The sequence below is a fragment of the Pseudomonas sp. GM_Psu_1 genome (assembly GCF_026544185.1).
In the GTDB taxonomy this organism is placed as follows: Bacteria; Pseudomonadota; Gammaproteobacteria; order Pseudomonadales; family Pseudomonadaceae; genus Chryseomonas; species Chryseomonas oryzihabitans.
In genome coordinates, this window is sequence record NZ_JALNUX010000004.1 from 117,302 (window position 1) to 133,686 (window position 16,385).

14 protein-coding genes are annotated in these 16,385 nt (G+C 67.4%); 11 read left to right on the forward strand and 3 right to left on the reverse strand.

Annotation, left to right across the window (positions count from 1 at the left end):
* Window positions 1-204: 204 nt before the first annotated feature.
* Both OXS31_RS07940 and OXS31_RS07945 read left to right on the forward strand, forming a co-directional pair.
* Window positions 205-579: a hypothetical protein gene (locus OXS31_RS07940; RefSeq protein ID WP_058791008.1), complete on the forward strand. Its 375-nt coding sequence runs from the start codon at window positions 205-207 to the stop codon at window positions 577-579.
* 130 nt (window positions 580-709) lie between these two features.
* A complete protein-coding gene (locus OXS31_RS07945) occupies window positions 710-1,870 on the forward strand; it encodes a C4-dicarboxylate ABC transporter (protein WP_144956421.1) in 1,161 nt (386 codons plus the stop codon).
* A 185-nt stretch (window positions 1,871-2,055) separates the two neighbouring features.
* On the opposite strand, the gene OXS31_RS07950 is transcribed toward OXS31_RS07945, so the two are convergent.
* On the reverse strand, window positions 2,056-3,948 hold the full coding sequence (locus tag OXS31_RS07950; protein WP_144956418.1) for a sigma-54-dependent Fis family transcriptional regulator: 1,893 nt from the start codon (window positions 3,946-3,948) through the stop codon (window positions 2,056-2,058).
* A 247-nt stretch (window positions 3,949-4,195) separates the two neighbouring features.
* Here OXS31_RS07950 and OXS31_RS07955 point away from each other — a divergent pair, with 247 nt between their 5' ends.
* The 6 genes from OXS31_RS07955 (at window position 4,196) to OXS31_RS07980 (ending at window position 10,774) form a co-directional block, all read left to right on the forward strand.
* The gene (locus OXS31_RS07955) at window positions 4,196-5,716 is read left to right on the forward strand and encodes an aldehyde dehydrogenase family protein (protein ID WP_077171399.1); all 1,521 of its coding nucleotides are present in this window, start codon (window positions 4,196-4,198) and stop codon (window positions 5,714-5,716) included.
* A gap of 253 nt (window positions 5,717-5,969) precedes the next feature.
* Entirely contained in the window at window positions 5,970-7,001 is a 1,032-nt protein-coding gene (adhP, locus tag OXS31_RS07960; protein ID WP_144956415.1) for an alcohol dehydrogenase AdhP, read from the forward strand.
* A gap of 175 nt (window positions 7,002-7,176) precedes the next feature.
* Entirely contained in the window at window positions 7,177-7,824 is a 648-nt protein-coding gene (locus OXS31_RS07965; protein ID WP_007161196.1) for a DedA family protein, read from the forward strand.
* Between the two features lie 4 nt (window positions 7,825-7,828).
* Window positions 7,829-8,665, forward strand: a complete 837-nt coding sequence (locus tag OXS31_RS07970) for a M90 family metallopeptidase (protein WP_144956412.1) — start codon at window positions 7,829-7,831, stop codon at window positions 8,663-8,665.
* Window positions 8,666-8,716: 51 nt separating this feature from the next.
* Complete coding sequence (gene ppa, locus OXS31_RS07975; protein ID WP_007161198.1) at window positions 8,717-9,244, forward strand: inorganic diphosphatase; 528 nt, start codon at window positions 8,717-8,719, stop codon at window positions 9,242-9,244.
* Between the two features lie 468 nt (window positions 9,245-9,712).
* Window positions 9,713-10,774 (forward strand): DUF748 domain-containing protein, encoded by a 1,062-nt coding sequence (locus tag OXS31_RS07980; RefSeq protein ID WP_267398642.1) that lies wholly within the window; start codon window positions 9,713-9,715, stop codon window positions 10,772-10,774.
* A 164-nt stretch (window positions 10,775-10,938) separates the two neighbouring features.
* Here OXS31_RS07980 and ilvA read toward each other — a convergent pair whose 3' ends face one another.
* Both ilvA and OXS31_RS07990 read right to left on the reverse strand, forming a co-directional pair.
* Window positions 10,939-12,480, reverse strand: a complete 1,542-nt coding sequence (ilvA, locus tag OXS31_RS07985; RefSeq protein ID WP_267398643.1) for a threonine ammonia-lyase, biosynthetic — start codon at window positions 12,478-12,480, stop codon at window positions 10,939-10,941.
* Window positions 12,477-12,878: a DUF4440 domain-containing protein gene (locus OXS31_RS07990; protein WP_077171393.1), complete on the reverse strand. Its 402-nt coding sequence runs from the start codon at window positions 12,876-12,878 to the stop codon at window positions 12,477-12,479. The genes ilvA and OXS31_RS07990 overlap by 4 nt, the downstream gene beginning before the upstream one ends.
* A gap of 260 nt (window positions 12,879-13,138) precedes the next feature.
* Between OXS31_RS07990 and OXS31_RS07995 the strand changes: the two genes are divergently transcribed.
* From OXS31_RS07995 to dxs, 3 genes are all read left to right on the forward strand, one after another.
* Window positions 13,139-13,381 carry an exodeoxyribonuclease VII small subunit gene (locus tag OXS31_RS07995; protein WP_007161201.1) on the forward strand — a complete coding sequence of 81 codons (243 nt, stop codon included), beginning with the start codon at window positions 13,139-13,141 and terminating at the stop codon, window positions 13,379-13,381.
* Window positions 13,378-14,256: a farnesyl diphosphate synthase gene (locus OXS31_RS08000; RefSeq protein ID WP_077171392.1), complete on the forward strand. Its 879-nt coding sequence runs from the start codon at window positions 13,378-13,380 to the stop codon at window positions 14,254-14,256. Before OXS31_RS07995 ends, OXS31_RS08000 begins: the two co-directional genes overlap by 4 nt.
* Window positions 14,257-14,406: 150 nt before the next feature.
* Entirely contained in the window at window positions 14,407-16,356 is a 1,950-nt protein-coding gene (gene dxs / locus OXS31_RS08005) for a 1-deoxy-D-xylulose-5-phosphate synthase (RefSeq protein ID WP_267398644.1), read from the forward strand.
* The last annotated feature ends 29 nt before the right edge of the window (window positions 16,357-16,385 follow it).

Genomic DNA, 16,385 nt, shown 5'->3' on the forward strand with positions numbered 1-16,385 from the left:
AGGCGGGCTCCGCTGCAGATTGAACGGCGGCAAGGTTAGCACGGGGGGCCGCGCCGCCGGAGCGATGGCCGTCGCGGATACCCGGCGCTGCGCCGGCCCCGGACGGCAGGATTTCGACTAGAGTGCGCAAGGCATCCCTGGCTTTGCGGATGCCCGAGTAGCCGTGGCTCCGTTCGCCCTGATAACAAGCACAAGAGGTCGACCATGCTGAAACACCTGCTGATCACCGCTGCAACCCTTTCCTTCGCCAGCCTGGCCCTGGCCGCCGCGCCGACCAAGGTCGCCGACACCGCCCTGGGCAAGGTGCTCGTCGACGGCAAGGGCATGACGCTCTACACCTTCGCCAAGGACAGCGCGGGCAAGTCCGCCTGCAACGGTCCCTGTGCCCAGAACTGGCCACCGCTGACAGCCGAAGCGGGCGCCAAGGCTGCCGATGGCTACAGCCTGGTCACTCGCGACGACGGCAGCCAGCAATGGGCCTACCAGGGCAAGCCGCTGTATACCTGGGTCAAGGACAGCAAGCCGGGCGATACCACCGGGGATGGCGTCAATCAGGTCTGGCACGTGGCCAAGCCCTGATGCCCGGGCGCTGTCTGCCCCGTGCGGGCAGCGCCTTATCTATCCTATGGTTTAATATTTCATGATCATTCATTTTTAATGATAAGCGAGCAGGCATAGCCTGAGGGCCTTCCCTTTCAGGAGCCCGGCCATGCCGTTTTTCGCCGCTGTCCCAGCGCAGGCCCTCAGACCCTTCAGCCAGCTCGACCGCCCCCTAGAGGTCATCCGCCAGTTCACCCCCCACTGGTTCGCCGTGACCATGGGCACCGGCGTGCTGGCCCTCGCCCTGGCCGCCTTTCCCTGGCGGTTGCCTGGATTGCCCGCCCTCGCCGAGGGCCTCTGGCTGCTCGCTGTGCTGTTGTTCTGCCTGTTCGCCGGGCTCTATGCCGCGCGCTGGCTGCTGTTCTTCGACGAGGCCCGCGAGATCTTCGCCCACGCCACCGTCTCGATGTCTATCGGCACCATCCCCATGGGCCTGGCCACGCTGATCAACGGCCTGCTGCTGTTCGGCCTGCCGCGCTGGGGCGCGGCGGTGCTGCCCCTGGCGCTCGGCCTCTGGTGGCTGGATGTGGCCATGGCGCTGGCCTGCGGGGTGCTGATCCCCTATCTGATGTTTACCCGCCAGGCGCATCGCATCGACCAGATGACCGCCGTCTGGCTGTTGCCGGTGGTAGCCGCGGAGGTGGCGGCGGCCAGTGGTGGCCTGCTGGTGCCGCATCTGGCGGCCGGCGAGCACTTCACCGTACTCGTCGCCAGCTATGTGCTCTGGGCCTATTCGGTGCCGGTCGCCCTCAGCCTGCTGGTGATCCTGCTGCTGCGCCTGGCGCTGCACAGGCTGCCGCCGGCCAGTATGGCGGCGTCGAGCTGGCTGGCGCTGGGTCCGATCGCCACCGGTGCCCTGGGTCTCCTGGTACTGGGCAGCGCGGCGCCCGCGGTGTTCGCCGCCCATGGCCTGGCCGGCATTGGCGAGATCGCCCGGGGCCTGGGCCTGCTGGGCGCGCTGCTGCTCTGGGGCCTGGGACTCTGGTGGCTGGCGCTGGCGGTGCTGGTGACCCAGCGTCAGGCCCGCGAGGGCATGCCCTTCAACCTGGGCTGGTGGGGCTTCACCTTTCCCCTGGGCGTCTATGCCCTGGCCACCCTGCGCCTGGGCGAGGCCCTGGCGGCGCCCTTCTTCACCGGCCTGGGCGCCGCGCTGGTGGTGCTGCTGGCCCTGCTGTGGCTGCTGGTCGCCAGCCGCACCCTGGCCGGCGCCTACCGGGGCGGTCTGTTTGTCTCGCCCTGCATCGCCCACCTGTGCAAGAAGGTGCGCTAGAGCCTTTTCAAAGGCTCGCGAGCTAGAGACAAACAAGGCCTAGGCGGCCCCGCGAAAATAGCTGAGGAAGCGGATCGGACTCGCGCTCGAGTTTACAAAGAGTAAATGAGCATTCCGACGGGGCTGGCCTTCCAGGCCATTTTTAACGCCGTTTGGCCGACGCGCAGCAGACTTTGAACAGGCTCTTAGTCCTGGGGGCGCTGCAGGCCGTGTTGATGCAGCCAGCGATAGAGGGTGTTGCGACTGACCCCCAGGCGCTTGGCGGCGCGGGTCATCTGCCAGTGGCAGTCGTCCAGCACCGCGCGCAGCTCCTCCCGGGCGCTGTCGACCGGCGTCGCGCTGGACGACAGGGGCAGCCGGGCGCCACAGCAGTCGGCGGGTAGCTCGTCCAGGCCGATATGGCCGTCTTCGCTCAGGGCCACCAGGGTGCGCAGCACGGTGCGCAACTGGCGGACGTTGCCGGGCCAGGGCTGGGCCAGCAGGCAGGCGCGCGCGGCCGGATCGAGGCGGATCGACTCGCCACGCGCCTCTTCGGCCAGCAGCTGATCGAGCAGTTCGCCACGGTCACTGCGCTCGCGCAGCGCCGGCAGGGTCACCACCAGGCCGCGCAGGCGATAGTAGAGGTCTTCGCGAAAGCTGCCGGCGGCCACCAGGGCTTCCAGATCGCGGTGACTGGCGCTGACCAGGCGCAAGTCCAGGGCCCGCGGAGCACCGCCGCCGAGGGGGACCACCTGGCGCTCTTCCAGCACCCTGAGCAAGCGGGTCTGCAGCGCCAGCGGCATGTCGCCGATCTCGTCGAGAAAGAGGATGCCGCCATCGGCCTGCTGCAACTTGCCGGCCATGCCTTCCTTGCGCGCCCCGGTGAAACTGCCGCCGCGATAGCCGAACAGCTCGCTTTCGATCAGCGTCTCCGGGATGGCCGCGCAATTGAGGGCGACGAAAGCCTGGCCGGCGCGACTGCTGGCGCGGTGCAGGGCGCTGGCGAAGGCTTCCTTGCCGGTGCCGGTCTCGCCGTGCAGCAGCACCGGCACGTCGCGCTCCAGGACCTTGAGCGCCCGGCTGAAATCCCGCGCCAGGGCCGGATCGGCCAGGCAGATGCCGCTGGGCAGGGGCGCCTTGGGCACCGCCACCGGGGTGACCGGCCGTACCTGGGGACCGCGCACCAGGCCGTGGAAGCCCTGGCCCTGGCGGCCACGCAGCGCCCAGCAGGCGCTGGGTTGCGGACGGGCGCGCTCCAGCAGGTCGTCCTGCCGCAACTCGAACAGGCTCTCCATCCGCTGCCCCAGCACCGCGCTACGCGCCAGGCCCAGCAGCATCAGGGCGGTCTCGTTGGCGGCCTGGACGCGACCCTCGGCGTCGAAGGCCAGCAGCCCTTCGCTGAGCAGGCCGACATAGGCCGCCTGGGCATGGAAGCGCAGCAGATAGCCGTCGGCGTAGCGGTCGAGGAAGTAGCAGCTCTCGATCAGCTTGGCCGAGAGATTGACCAGCGCCATGGTGTGGAACTGACCCTGGCGCGAGGCTTCCTGGCGGGCGGTGGAGACGTCCAGCACCGCCAGCAGTTCGCCGGCCGGATCGAAGACCGGACTGGCCGAGCAGGTCAGCTGGGTATGCCGACTGCGAAAGTGTTCGTCGCGATGGATGGTCAGCGCCTGGCGCTCCACTACGCAGGTGCCGATGCCGTTGGTGCCCTCGCAGGCCTCGCTCCAGTCGGCGCCCAGCCACAGCCCGGCCTGCTGGAAGGTCTCGCGCTCGGCCTCGGCGGTGACGCAATCGAGGATCAGCCCGCGGGCATCGGTGAGCAGCACGGCATGGCCGGCGCCGCCCAGTTGCTGGTGCAGGGCATTCATCTGCCCACGGGCGATCTGCAGGACCCGCTGCTGGCGCTGGCGGTGCTCGTCGAAGCGGGCGCGCTCCAGCACCCAGGGCGCTACCGGAGCGGCCGGGTCGAGCTGGTGTTCGTCGAGACAGCGCCGCCAGGAGCGGGCGATGGCCGGATCGCTGGCCGGGCCGTCGAGGACGGCGCCGCGAGCGAGTTCGAGCACCTGGCTGGCATGACGATCGGACGGGGTGGCGGCCATTGTTGTTGTCCTCCGCGGGGGCGTCTGCGCGGCCCCCAGCATAGGCCAAATCGGTCGGACTGGGCACTCTGTCACCCCCAGGTGACAGGCTGTCACGCCAAGGGGTGACACCTCTGTCACAGTGACAGGGAGCGGCTTTCCCCGAGACAGGCCGCAAGGCCGCAACCATGCGGGTTCGCCCGACTTGGCCCGCACCTTGCTCAGGATCGGTGCGCCGCTTCATACAAGAACAAACAGGAGACCCACCATGCGCTACGCAGCTCCCGGCACCCAAGACGCCCTGCTGACCCTGCAGGCCCGCTACGGCAACTACATCGGCGGCGAATTCGTCGCCCCGGTGAAAGGCCAGTACTTCACCAACACCTCCCCGGTGAACGGCTCGGTGATCGGTGAATTCCCCCGCTCCGACGCCGCCGACATCGAGCGCGCCCTGGACGCCGCCCATGCCGCCGCCGATGCCTGGGGCCGCACCTCGGTGCAGGAGCGCTCGCTGATCCTGCTCAAGATCGCCGACCGCATCGAACAGAATCTGGAAAAACTGGCCGTCGCCGAAACCTGGGACAACGGCAAGGCGGTGCGCGAGACGCTCAACGCCGACGTGCCCCTGGCCGCCGACCACTTCCGCTACTTCGCCGGCTGCATCCGCGCCCAGGAAGGCAGCGCCGCCGAGATCAACGACAAGACCGCCAGCTACCATTTCCACGAGCCGCTGGGCGTGGTCGGCCAGATCATCCCCTGGAACTTCCCGCTGCTGATGGCTGCCTGGAAGCTGGCCCCGGCGCTGGCCGCCGGCAACTGCGTGGTGCTCAAGCCCGCCGAGCAGACCCCGCTGTCCATCACCCTGTTCGTCGAACTGGTCGGCGACCTCCTGCCACCGGGCGTGCTCAACGTGGTGCAGGGCTACGGCAAGGAGGCCGGCGAGGCCCTGGCCACCAGCACCCGCATCGCCAAGATCGCCTTTACCGGCTCCACCCCGGTGGGTTCGCACATCCTCTCCTGCGCGGCCAAGAACATCATCCCGAGCACCGTGGAGCTGGGCGGCAAGTCGCCCAACATCTACTTCGAAGACATCATGCAGGCCGAGCCGAGCTTCATCGAAAAGGCTGCCGAAGGTCTCGTCCTGGGCTTCTTCAACCAGGGCGAGGTCTGCACCTGCCCCTCGCGCGCCCTGGTGCAGGAATCCATCTACGCCCCCTTCATGGAAGCGGTGATGAAGAAGATCGCCCAGATCAAGCGTGGCGATCCGCTGGACACCGACACCATGGTCGGCGCCCAAGCCTCCCAGCAGCAATTCGAGAAGATCGTCTCCTACCTGGAGATCGCCCGTCAGGAAGGCGCCGAATTCCTCACCGGCGGCAACGTCGAGAAGTTGCAGGGTGACCTGGCCAGCGGCTATTACATCCAGCCGACCCTGCTCAAGGGTCACAACAAGATGCGCGTCTTCCAGGAAGAGATCTTCGGCCCGGTGATCGGCGTCACCACCTTCAAGGACGAAGCCGAGGCCCTGGCCATCGCCAACGACACCGAGTTCGGCCTCGGCGCCGGCGTATGGACCCGCGACATCAACCGCGCCTACCGCATGGGCCGGGGCATCAAGGCCGGTCGCGTCTGGACCAACTGCTACCACCTCTATCCCGCCCATGCCGCCTTCGGTGGCTACAAGAAATCCGGCGTCGGCCGGGAAACCCACAAGATGATGCTCGACCACTACCAGCAGACCAAGAATCTGCTGGTCAGCTACGACATCAATCCGCTGGGCTTCTTCTAGGAGCGACCGGCAGACCCCGGGGTACGGCCGCCACTGACTGTGCCCCGGGGCCAACGCCGCTCCGCGAAGACGACGCCTGGATCGCGCGCCTCAGCAGGACGTCGGGGCGCGCCTCCCGCCTGACCTGGATCAACACCCCCTCCCCGTGGGTGGCCGACGCTAGACGCAACGGCCGCCCGTGGTGGACAGGTGCGTCCCGGCGCAGGCCCCGTCTGGCTTCATCCACGCATCATGCCTCCATGAGGGACTCGTCATGCCCAAAACAATGAAAGCCGCTGTCGTCACCGCCTTTGGCAAACCCCTGGAATTCCGCGAAGTCGAGGTGCCGACCCCGGGTGCCGGCCAGGTACTGGTCAAGATCGCCGCCAGCGGCGTCTGCCACACCGACCTGCACGCCGCCCAGGGCGATTGGCCGGTCAAGCCCAATCCGCCCTTCATTCCCGGCCACGAAGGCGTCGGCCATGTGGTGGCGGTGGGCGCCGGGGTCACCCACGTCAAGGAAGGCGACCGGGTCGGGGTGCCCTGGTTGTATTCCACCTGCGGCCACTGCGAGCACTGCCTGGGCGGCTGGGAGACCCTCTGCGAATCCCAGCAGAACACCGGCTACTCGGTGAACGGCGGCTTCGCCGAATACACCCTGGCCGACGCCGGCTACGTCGGCCGCCTGCCGGACAACGTCGGCTTCGTCGAGATCGCGCCCATCCTCTGCGCCGGGGTCACCGTCTACAAGGGCCTGAAGATGACCGATACCAAGCCGGGCAACTGGGTGGTGATTTCCGGCATCGGCGGGCTTGGCCACATGGCGGTGCAGTACGCCCGGGCCATGGGCCTCAACGTGGCGGCGGTAGACGTGGATGACAAGAAGCTCGACCTCGCCCGCCGGCTGGGCGCCGAGGTCACGGTCAACGCCCGCGAGCAGGATCCGGCGGCCTACCTCAAGAAGGAGATCGGCGGCGCTCACGGCGCCCTGGTCACGGCGGTCTCGCCCAAGGCCTTCGAACAGGCCATCGGCATGACCCGCCGCGGCGGCACCATCGCCCTCAATGGCCTGCCGCCGGGCGATTTCCCGCTGTCGATCTTCGACATGGTGCTCAACGGCACCACGGTGCGCGGCTCCATCGTCGGCACCCGCCTGGACCTGCAGGAGGCGCTGGACTTTGCCGGCGAGGGCAAGGTCAAGGCCACGGTGAGCACCGAACCGCTGGAGAACATCAATGACATCTTCGCCCGCATGCACGGCGGCGGCATCGAGGGTCGGGTGGTGATCGACATGGCGCTGAGCTGAGACCTGGCTCGCCACTCCCGCGCCCATCCGGGCGCGGGACTGAACCTTTGCCCTACCCTGACCTCTGAGCGGCTGGCGTTTTTTCCCGGCGCCGATCTCGACCAGGCCACAAAACCCGGTCCCGGCTGCCTTTATAATCGCCGCCGGACCCTCGCAACCACGGTAGGCACGCCCCATGGAATTCAACCCGATCGATCTGATCCTGCACCTCGACGTCTATCTCAGCGGGTTGGTCGCCCAGTACGGCACCTGGATCTACGCCATTCTCTTCGCCGTGATCTTCTGCGAGACGGGCCTGGTGGTCATGCCCTTCCTGCCCGGCGACTCCCTGCTGTTCATCGCCGGCGCGCTCTCCGCCCTCGGCGACATGGACCCCTATCTGCTGGCCGGACTGCTGATGTTCGCCGCGGTGGCGGGCGACAGCACCAACTACCTGATCGGCCGCTTCGCCGGCGACAAGCTGTTCAGCAACCCCCATTCCAAGGTGTTCCGCCGCGACTATCTGCTGCGCACCCAGGCCTTCTACGAGCACCATGGCGGCAAGACCATCACCCTGGCGCGCTTTCTGCCCATCATCCGCACCTTCGCCCCCTTCGTCGCCGGCGTCGGCCGCATGCACTATCCCTACTTCCTGGCGTACAGCGTGCTCGGCTCGCTGCTCTGGGTCGGCGGTCTGGTGAGCCTGGGCTACTTCTTCGGCAACGTGCCCTTCATCAAGCAGAATCTCACCCTGATGGTGCTGGCCATCATCGGCATCTCCCTGCTGCCGATGATCCTCGGTCTGATCAAGAGCCGACGCGCCGCGGTCCAGAGCGGAGTCTGAGTCCTTGGGTTTCTGGCGCGCCTGGCGCGAGCGGCGCCTGCTTGCGCGGGTCGCCATCGCCGACGAGCTCTGGGCGCGCCTGCGTCAGCGCCTGCCGATCCTCGATGGCCTGACCGTCGCGGAAGACGCCTGGCTGCGCGAGCACTGCGTGCTGTTTCTCGCCGAGAAGCGCCTGACCCTGCTCCAGGGCCTGGAACTGGACGACGGCGACCGCCTCTTGCTGGCCGCCCAAGCCCTGCTGCCGCTGCTGCACCTGCCGGAAGCGGCGCTCTACCCCAACGTCCGCGAAATCGTCGTCTACCCGGACGCCTTCGTCAGTCCCCAGCGCCATCGCGACGAGGGCGGCCTGGAGCACGAATGGGACGAGGAGCGCGACGGCGAAGCCTGGGATCGCGGCCAGGTGGTGCTGGCCTGGCCCGGCATCCAGGCCAGTGGCGGCTGGGAGGCCTACAACCTGGTCATCCACGAATTCGCCCACCTCCTCGACCTGCTCGCCGGCGGCCTGTGCAACGGTCAGCCACCACTGCACCCAGGCATGCCCCAGGCGGCCTGGACCGGCGCCCTGCAGCACGCCTATGACGAACTCAATCGCCAGCTCGACGCCGATCCGGACGCCGAGACCGCACTCGACCCCTATGCGGCGGAAAGCCCCGAGGAATTCTTCGCCGTCGCCTGCGAGTACTTCTTCAGCGCGCCCGACCTGCTCGGCGAACACTATCCGGCGGTCTATGCCCAGCTGCAGCAGCTGTTCCGCCAGGATCCGCGCCAGCGTCTCACCGTCAGCCTGGCGAGCGTGCAACAGCCGACACCCCCGGGGTCCGAGGCTCGAACCCCGATCTGAAAGCGCCTATACTCCCGGCCACTTTTCCCAACCGACCAGAGGGACCCGTTCATGAGCTACAGCAAGATTCCCGCCGGCAAAGACCTGCCGAACGACATCTACGTCGCCATCGAAATTCCGGCCAACCACGCGCCGATCAAGTACGAGATCGACAAGGACAGCGACGCCCTCTTCGTCGACCGTTTCATGGCCACACCCATGTTCTACCCGGCCAACTACGGCTACATCCCCAACACCCTGGCCGACGATGGCGATCCCCTGGACGTGCTGGTCGTGACCCCCTACCCGGTCGCTCCCGGCGCCGTGATCCGCGCCCGTCCGGTCGGCGTGCTGCACATGACCGACGAAGCCGGCGGTGACGCCAAGCTGATCGCCGTCCCCCACGACAAGCTGAGCGTCCTGTACAAGGACGTGAAGGAATACACCGACCTGCCGGCCCTGCTGCTGGAGCAGATCAAGCACTTCTTCGAGAACTACAAGGATCTGGAGAAGGGCAAGTGGGTCAAGGTCGAAGGCTGGGGCGACGCCGACGCCGCCCGCGCCGAGATCACCAAGGCCGTGGCCGCCTACAAGGGCTGATCCACGCCGCTGTCGCAAAGCCCGGTTCGCCGGGCTTTTCTGTTTACGGACGTCACAGCGGCCACGCCGGGCTTCCTATCCGGCGGCAAAGCGACTACCCTGCACCCCTCGTCGCCATCCGCGACCCTGCGCCGATCCGCCATCTGCCGATCGCCGCCGGAGGCCCCAGGCCTCTTTCTCATCTGCCCGGCAAGGGCAACCCGGGCGGGCCGGGCTCACCAAAAATCAGCTCAACCCGCCCTCGAAAGCCGGCCACAAGCCGGCTTTTTTGCGTCTGCGATTCGAGCAGTGCTCAGCCAGGCCCAGCAGACCGACGACCGGCGCCGAGGTCTGGTGTTCGCCAGGCGGCAAGCCAGAGCCCTTCGTTGCCAGCGCCGCGACCGGCTCCTCCCGTCACGCCTGGTCGCAAGAAACTCAGGCGGGGCGCCCAGGGTCGACCGGGGACGAAGTTTGTCCCGAGCCACCGTCATGTCCCGTCGTCTGCGCCTGCCTCTTTATATTCTCCTCGGCCTGGTCGTCCTGCTGCTGTGCTTGCACCTGGCCGCACCCCTGCTCATCCGTCACTACCTCAACGACAAGCTGGCGGACATGGGCGACTACCGCGGCCAGGTAACCGACGTGGACCTGGCCTGGTGGCGCGGCGCCTATCGCATCGAGGGGCTGGAGATCGTCAAGGTCAACGGCAAGGTGCCGGTGCCCTTTCTCAAGGCGCCCAGCATCGACATCGCGGTGAGCTGGCGCTCGCTGTGGCGGGACCATGCCATCGTCGGACGCATCCTCTTCGATCGCCCCGAACTCAACTTCGTCGACGGCGGCGCACGCAAGGACCAGTCGCAGACCGGTGAAGGCACCGACTGGCAGGACCAGGTGGACAAGCTGATCTCCATCACCCTCGACGAGGTGCGGGTGGTCAATGGACGGGTGACCTTCCGCAACTTCAATTCCAAGCCCCAGGTGAATCTGGCGGCCACCGACGTCAATGCCAGCCTCTACAACCTGACCAACGCCGCCGATGCCCAGGGCGAACGCATCGCCCACTTCGAAGGCAAGGCCGCCGTGCTCGGCAGCGCGCCGCTGGAAGCCAGTGCCCGCTTCGATCCCTTCAAGGACTTCACCGACTTCGACTTCCGTCTGCGCGTGACCGACATCGACCTGCCCAAGCTCAACGACTTCGCCCGTGCCTATGGCAAGTTCGATTTCCGCGCCGGCAGCGGTGACGTGGTGGTCGAAGCCAAGGCGGTGGATGGCCGGCTCAGCGGCTACGTCAAACCCCTGATGAAGAACGTCGATATCTTCGACTGGCAGCAGGATGTCGAGAATCGCAACAAGAACGCCCTGGAAAGCGCCTGGGAAGCCGTGGTCGGCACGGCCCAGACGCTGCTGAAGAACCAGCCCCGCGACCAGTTCGCCACCCGGGTGGATCTCTCGGGCAGCGTGAAGAACCAGGACATCAGCCCGCTGCAGGCCTTCTTCAATATCCTGCGCAACGCCTTCGTGCGGGCCTTCAGCGCCCGCTACGACGCGGATTGAGGTCCGGCGTCTTGTGCCCGGGCTTCGTAGCGTGGAAAACCGCGCAGCGTTTTCCACTGATAGGCCCCAGTGCCAATCGCGGCCATGGGCCGCTCCTACAGGCTCAGGTGTGACCGTAGGTCCGAGGTAGGAGCGGCCCATGGCCGCGATCCTTCTGACTCGGTCTATCCAATGAACAACCGATACGCCGGATTCTCCGTCTCGTCCCAGTAGCGATAGCCGATGGCATCCAGGGTCGCCAGCAGCTCTTCCCGCTCGGCTTGGCTGGCTTCCAGCCCCGCGAACACCCGGCCGTCCGCCGCGCCGTGGTTGCGGTAATGGAACATGCTGATGTTCCAGCGCCCGCCCAGGCGTTCGAGAAAGTCGAACAGTGCCCCGGGACGCTCGGGGAATTCGAAGCGGAACACCTGCTCCTGGCCGACCCGCGCGGCATGGCCGCCCACGGTGTGGCGGATATGCAGCTTGGCCAGCTCGTTGTCGGTCAGGTCCAGCACCGGAAAACCCTGATCGCGCAGGCCCTGGATGAGGGCGTCGCGCGGATCGCGCTGAGGATGGGTCTGGACGCCGACGAAGATGTGCGCCTCTTCGCCGGTGTGATAGCGATAGTTGAACTCGGTGATCTGCCGCCGGCCCAGGGCCTCGCAGAAGGCGCGGAAGCTGCCCGGCCGCTCGGGAATGGTCACGGCGATGATGGCTTCGCGCTGCTCGCCCAGTTCGGCGCGCTCGGCCACGTGTCTCAGCCGATCGAAATTGATGTTGGCGCCGGAGTCGATGGCCACCAGCACCTGGCCGCTCGAACCTTCCCGCTCGGCGTATTTCTTGATCCCCGCCACGCCCAGGGCGCCCGAGGGCTCGGTGATGGAGCGGGTATCGTCGTAGATGTCCTTGATCGCCGCGCAGATCTCATCCGAGCTGACGGTGATGACCTCGTCGACATAACGGCGGCAGATCTCGAAGGTGTGATGGCCGATCTGGGCCACGGCCACGCCGTCGGCGAACAGCCCCACCCGCGGTAAGACCACCCGCTCGCCGGCGGCCATGGCCTGCTGCAGGCAGTTGGAATCGTCCGGTTCGACGCCGATGATCCTGATCTCGGGCCGCAGGTATTTCACGTAGGCCGCGACACCGGCGATCAGACCACCGCCCCCGACCGGGACGAAGATGGCATCCAACCGCCCCGGATGCTGGCGCAGGATCTCCATGGCCACGGTGCCCTGACCGGCGATGACGTCGGGATCATCGTAAGGCGGGACGAAGGTGTAACCCTGCTCCTCGACCAGGCGCAGCGCCTCGGCCAGGGCCTCGGGGAAGGCGTCGCCGTGCAGCACCACCTCGCCACCGCGCGATTGCACGCCGATGACCTTGAGCTCCGGCGTGGTGCGTGGCATCACGATGATCGCCCGCACCCCCAGTTCGCGGGCCGCCAGGGACAGGCCCTGGGCGTGGTTGCCGGCGCTGGCGGTGATGACGCCACGGGCCTTTTCGCTGGCCGAGAGGCTGGCCAGCTTGGTGTAGGCACCACGGATCTTGAAGGAGAACACCGGCTGCAGGTCTTCGCGCTTGAGCAGCACCTGGCAGCCCAGTCGTTCGGACAGCGCCCGCGCCGGTTGCAGGGGCGTTTCGATGGCCACGTCGTAGACGGGGGCTTCGAGGATCTTGCGGGCATAGCGCTGCAAGAGATCGGTGGCGGGTTCCTGGACGGTCATGGCGCGGCCTCCATCTGGGCATCCAGCAGCCCAGTCCCATAGGAGTTATCTACTGCACAACGCCACTGGTCATCGGCTTCCCGTCGAAAGACATAGGTAGCCTGACGCTGCGCCACGGGCTGGTCTGCCGATCCCAGCGCCAAGCGCGCGAGAACTAACGCAGTGTCACAAGTGGCCAGAACCTGAAAACAGGATTGCCGCACCTGCAAGTCATCTCCGAAATGCGCGGCGATGCGCTCGAAGGCCCCGATGATAGCAATGCGGCCATTCACCTGGAGCCCTGGCCTGAGTACCAATAGGGCATCCTCGGTATAGAAGTCGGCCAGCGCCGCGAAATCGCGGCTATTGATGAGAGCATCTGCTCTCTGGATACGAGCACACAGCGCAGCGGTAGACATGGAGCTCTCCTGGTCTTCGCATTGGCCCAGGAGTCAGAAAGTACAAACCCGCCTCTCGGGCGGGTCTGGTTGCGCAGCTAACGCTGTCCCGCCATCAGGTAATGGCGGTAATAATGCTGGGGCGTTGGTGGCTACGCGTTTTCATGACCGCTACCCTAGGGCCTGGCCGGGCATGGCGTCAAGCGGCGCCGATGGCTGTGGCACAATGGCCGACCCATTGCCCCCTTCCCGCGACCCGATCGCCTCTGTCGAGAATCCCGATGGCCCGCAAGAAAGCTCCCGACTTCGAACAATCCCTGGCCGAGTTGCAGACCCTGGTGGAACGCCTGGAAAGTGGCGAGCTGTCCCTGGAGGACTCCCTCGGCGCCTTCGAACAGGGCATCCGCCTGACCCGCGAATGCCAGGGCGCCCTAGCCCAAGCCGAGCAGAAGGTGCAGATCCTGCTGGAAAAGGACGGCGAACTCAGCGCCGCGCCCTTCGCCCCGGTTGGGGACGACGCATGATCGAGGCCTACCAGCAGCGCTGCCAGAGCCGCGTCGACACCGCCCTCGCCCCGCTCTTCACCGCCCCGCGCGCCGAACTCGCCCGGCTCTATGCGGCCATGGCCTACAGCGTCATGGGCGGCGGCAAGCGGGTGCGGCCGCTGCTGGTCTATGCCGCCTGCGAAGCCCTGGGCGGCGATCCGGCGCGCGCCGACCAGGCCGCCTGCGCGGTGGAGCTGATCCACGCCTATTCCCTGGTCCACGACGACCTGCCGGCCATGGACGACGACGACCTGCGCCGCGGCCGGCCCACCACCCACAAGGCCTATGACGAGGCCTGCGCCATCCTCGCCGGCGACGGCCTGCAGACCCTGGCCTTCGAGACCCTGCTGGCGGCGCCCCAGGACGCCGCGGTGCGGCTGGAGATGGTCGCGGTGCTGGCGCGCGCCAGCGGCCCGGCGGGCATGGTCGGCGGCCAGGCCATCGACCTGGAATCGGTCGGCCGGCGCATCGACCAGCCGGCGCTGGAGACCATGCACCTGCACAAGACCGGCGCCCTGATCGCCGCCAGCGTGCAACTCGGCGCCCTGGCCAGCGAAGCCGCCGGTGCCGGCGAGCGTGAGGCCCTGGGCCGCTATGCCGAGGCCATCGGCCTGGCCTTCCAGGTCTGGGACGACGTGCTCGACATCGAAAGCGATACCCAGACCCTGGGCAAACGCCAGGGCGCCGATCTCGCCCGCGACAAACCGACCTACCCGGCGCTGCTCGGCCTGGACGCGGCCAAGGCCTATGCCCTGGAGCTGCGCGACACTGCCCTGGCCGCCATCGAGGCCCTGGGCGAGCCCGCCGAACCCCTGCGCGCCCTGGCCCGCTACATCGTCGCCAGGCGCAGCTAGCCGCTTCCCGGCGGAAAAACTCGTGACCCGGGCCGCATTTGCCCCCGGGTCCGTTGTCACAGGGGCATAACAAGACGCCCTGTCCGCTGTTGGGATGCCACGCGGGCATCGGGTAAACTGCCTAATTCTCTGCGCAAAGTGATCAGCCAGATGCCCAAGACGTTTCACGAGATTCCCCGCCAGCGTCCCGCGACGCCCCTGCTCGACCGCATCGACTCGCCGGTCCAGCTGCGCCAGCTCGGTGACGCCGAGCTGGAAGCCGTCGCCGACGAACTGCGCGCCTTTCTCCTGTGGACCGTGGGCCAGACCGGCGGTCATTTCGGCGCCGGCCTCGGCGTCATCGAACTGACCGTGGCCCTGCACTACGTCTTCAACACCCCGGAAGACCGGCTGGTGTGGGACGTCGGTCACCAGGCCTATCCGCACAAGATCCTCACCGGTCGCCGCGAGGGCATGGCCAGCCTGCGCCAGAAGGACGGCCTGGCCGCCTTCCCCCGCCGCAGCGAGAGCGAGTACGACACCTTTGGCGTCGGTCACTCCAGCACCTCCATCGGCGCCGCCCTGGGCATGGCCATCGCCGCCCAGCTGCAAGGCATCGAGCGCAAGTCGGTGGCGGTGATCGGCGACGGCGCCCTGACCGCGGGCATGGCCTTCGAGGCCCTCAACCACGCCTCGGATACCGGCGCCAACATGCTGGTTGTGCTCAACGACAACGACATGTCCATCTCGCGCAACGTCGGTGGCCTGTCCAACTACCTGGCGCGACTGCTCTCCAGCCGCACCTACCAGCACCTGCGCGAGAACGGCAAGAAGGCCCTCTCCAAGCTGCCCGGTGCCTGGGAAATCGCCCGCCGCACCGAAGAGGCCGCCAAGGGCATGCTGGTACCCGGCACCCTGTTCGAGGAACTGGGCTGGAACTACATCGGCCCCATCGACGGTCATGACCTGCCGACCCTGGTCACCACCCTGCGCAATCTGCGCGACGCCAAGGGCCCGCAGTTCCTCCATGTCATCACCCGCAAGGGCAAGGGCCTGTCCATCGCCGAGGCAGACCCCATCGGCTACCACGCCATCACCAAGCTGGAGCCGCTGGACGCCAAGCCCAAGCGCCCGGGCGCGCCCAAGTACTCCAACATCTTTGGCGACTGGCTGTGCGACATGGCCGCCGCCGATGCCAAGCTGGTGGGCATCACCCCGGCGATGAAGGAAGGCTCCGACCTGATCCGCTTCGCCGAACGCTATCCCGAGCGCTACTTCGACGTGGCCATCGCCGAGCAGCACGCGGTGACCCTGGCCGCGGGCCTCGCCTGCGACGGCATGAAGCCGGTGGTGGCCATCTACTCCACCTTCCTGCAGCGTGGCTACGATCAGCTGATCCATGACGTGGCGGTGCAGCATCTGGACGTGCTCTTCGCCATCGACCGCGCTGGCCTGGTCGGCGAAGACGGCCCGACCCATGCCGGCAGTTTCGACCTGTCCTACCTGCGCTGCATCCCCGGCATGGTCATCATGGCGCCCAGCGACGAGAACGAGCTGCGCCGCCTGCTCACCACCGGCTATCGCCATCAGGGTCCCGCTGCGGTGCGCTACCCGCGTGGCAGCGGTCCCAACGCCGCCCTGGATCCGGGCCTGGAACCCCTGCCCATCGGCAAGGGCGTGGTGCGTCGCCAGAGCAGCCTGAAAAACGGCACCACCGTCGGCTTCCTGGTGTTTGGCGTGCAACTGGCCGAGGCCCTGCAGGTCGCTGAGCGCCTGGACGCCAGCGTGGCCGACATGAGATTCGTCAAGCCGCTGGACGAAGCCCTGATCCGCCAGTTCGCCGCCGACCACGACCTGCTGGTCACCGTCGAGGAAAACAGCGTCATGGGCGGTGCCGGCAGTGCGGTCAACGAATTCCTGCAGGCCAATGCCCTGGTCCAGCCGGTGCTGAATCTGGGTCTGCCGGACAGCTACATCGAACACGCCAAGCCGGCCGACATGCTGGCCGAGTGCGGTTTGGACGTCGCCGGGATCGAGCGCGCGGTACGCGAGCGCCTGGCACGGCTGGAAGCCGCCCAGGCCGATACCTCGCCACGCCTGGCCCGCGGTGCCTCCGCCTAAAGGGCCGCGCACCGCTGATCTGAAGGCAC

What these genes read in the sequence shown, in the direction of transcription:
- OXS31_RS07940 (WP_058791008.1), top strand. Translation starts at nt 205, where the DNA reads ATGCTGAAACACCTGCTGATCACCGCTGCAACCCTTTCCTTCGCCAGC.
- OXS31_RS07945 (WP_144956421.1), top strand. Translation starts at nt 710, where the DNA reads ATGCCGTTTTTCGCCGCTGTCCCAGCGCAGGCCCTCAGACCCTTCAGC.
- OXS31_RS07950 (WP_144956418.1), bottom strand. Translation starts at nt 3,948, where the DNA reads ATGGCCGCCACCCCGTCCGATCGTCATGCCAGCCAGGTGCTCGAACTC.
- OXS31_RS07955 (WP_077171399.1), top strand. Translation starts at nt 4,196, where the DNA reads ATGCGCTACGCAGCTCCCGGCACCCAAGACGCCCTGCTGACCCTGCAG.
- adhP (WP_144956415.1), top strand. Translation starts at nt 5,970, where the DNA reads ATGCCCAAAACAATGAAAGCCGCTGTCGTCACCGCCTTTGGCAAACCC.
- OXS31_RS07965 (WP_007161196.1), top strand. Translation starts at nt 7,177, where the DNA reads ATGGAATTCAACCCGATCGATCTGATCCTGCACCTCGACGTCTATCTC.
- ppa (WP_007161198.1), top strand. Translation starts at nt 8,717, where the DNA reads ATGAGCTACAGCAAGATTCCCGCCGGCAAAGACCTGCCGAACGACATC.
- OXS31_RS07980 (WP_267398642.1), top strand. Translation starts at nt 9,713, where the DNA reads ATGTCCCGTCGTCTGCGCCTGCCTCTTTATATTCTCCTCGGCCTGGTC.
- ilvA (WP_267398643.1), bottom strand. Translation starts at nt 12,480, where the DNA reads ATGACCGTCCAGGAACCCGCCACCGATCTCTTGCAGCGCTATGCCCGC.
- OXS31_RS07990 (WP_077171393.1), bottom strand. Translation starts at nt 12,878, where the DNA reads ATGTCTACCGCTGCGCTGTGTGCTCGTATCCAGAGAGCAGATGCTCTC.
- OXS31_RS07995 (WP_007161201.1), top strand. Translation starts at nt 13,139, where the DNA reads ATGGCCCGCAAGAAAGCTCCCGACTTCGAACAATCCCTGGCCGAGTTG.
- OXS31_RS08000 (WP_077171392.1), top strand. Translation starts at nt 13,378, where the DNA reads ATGATCGAGGCCTACCAGCAGCGCTGCCAGAGCCGCGTCGACACCGCC.
- dxs (WP_267398644.1), top strand. Translation starts at nt 14,407, where the DNA reads ATGCCCAAGACGTTTCACGAGATTCCCCGCCAGCGTCCCGCGACGCCC.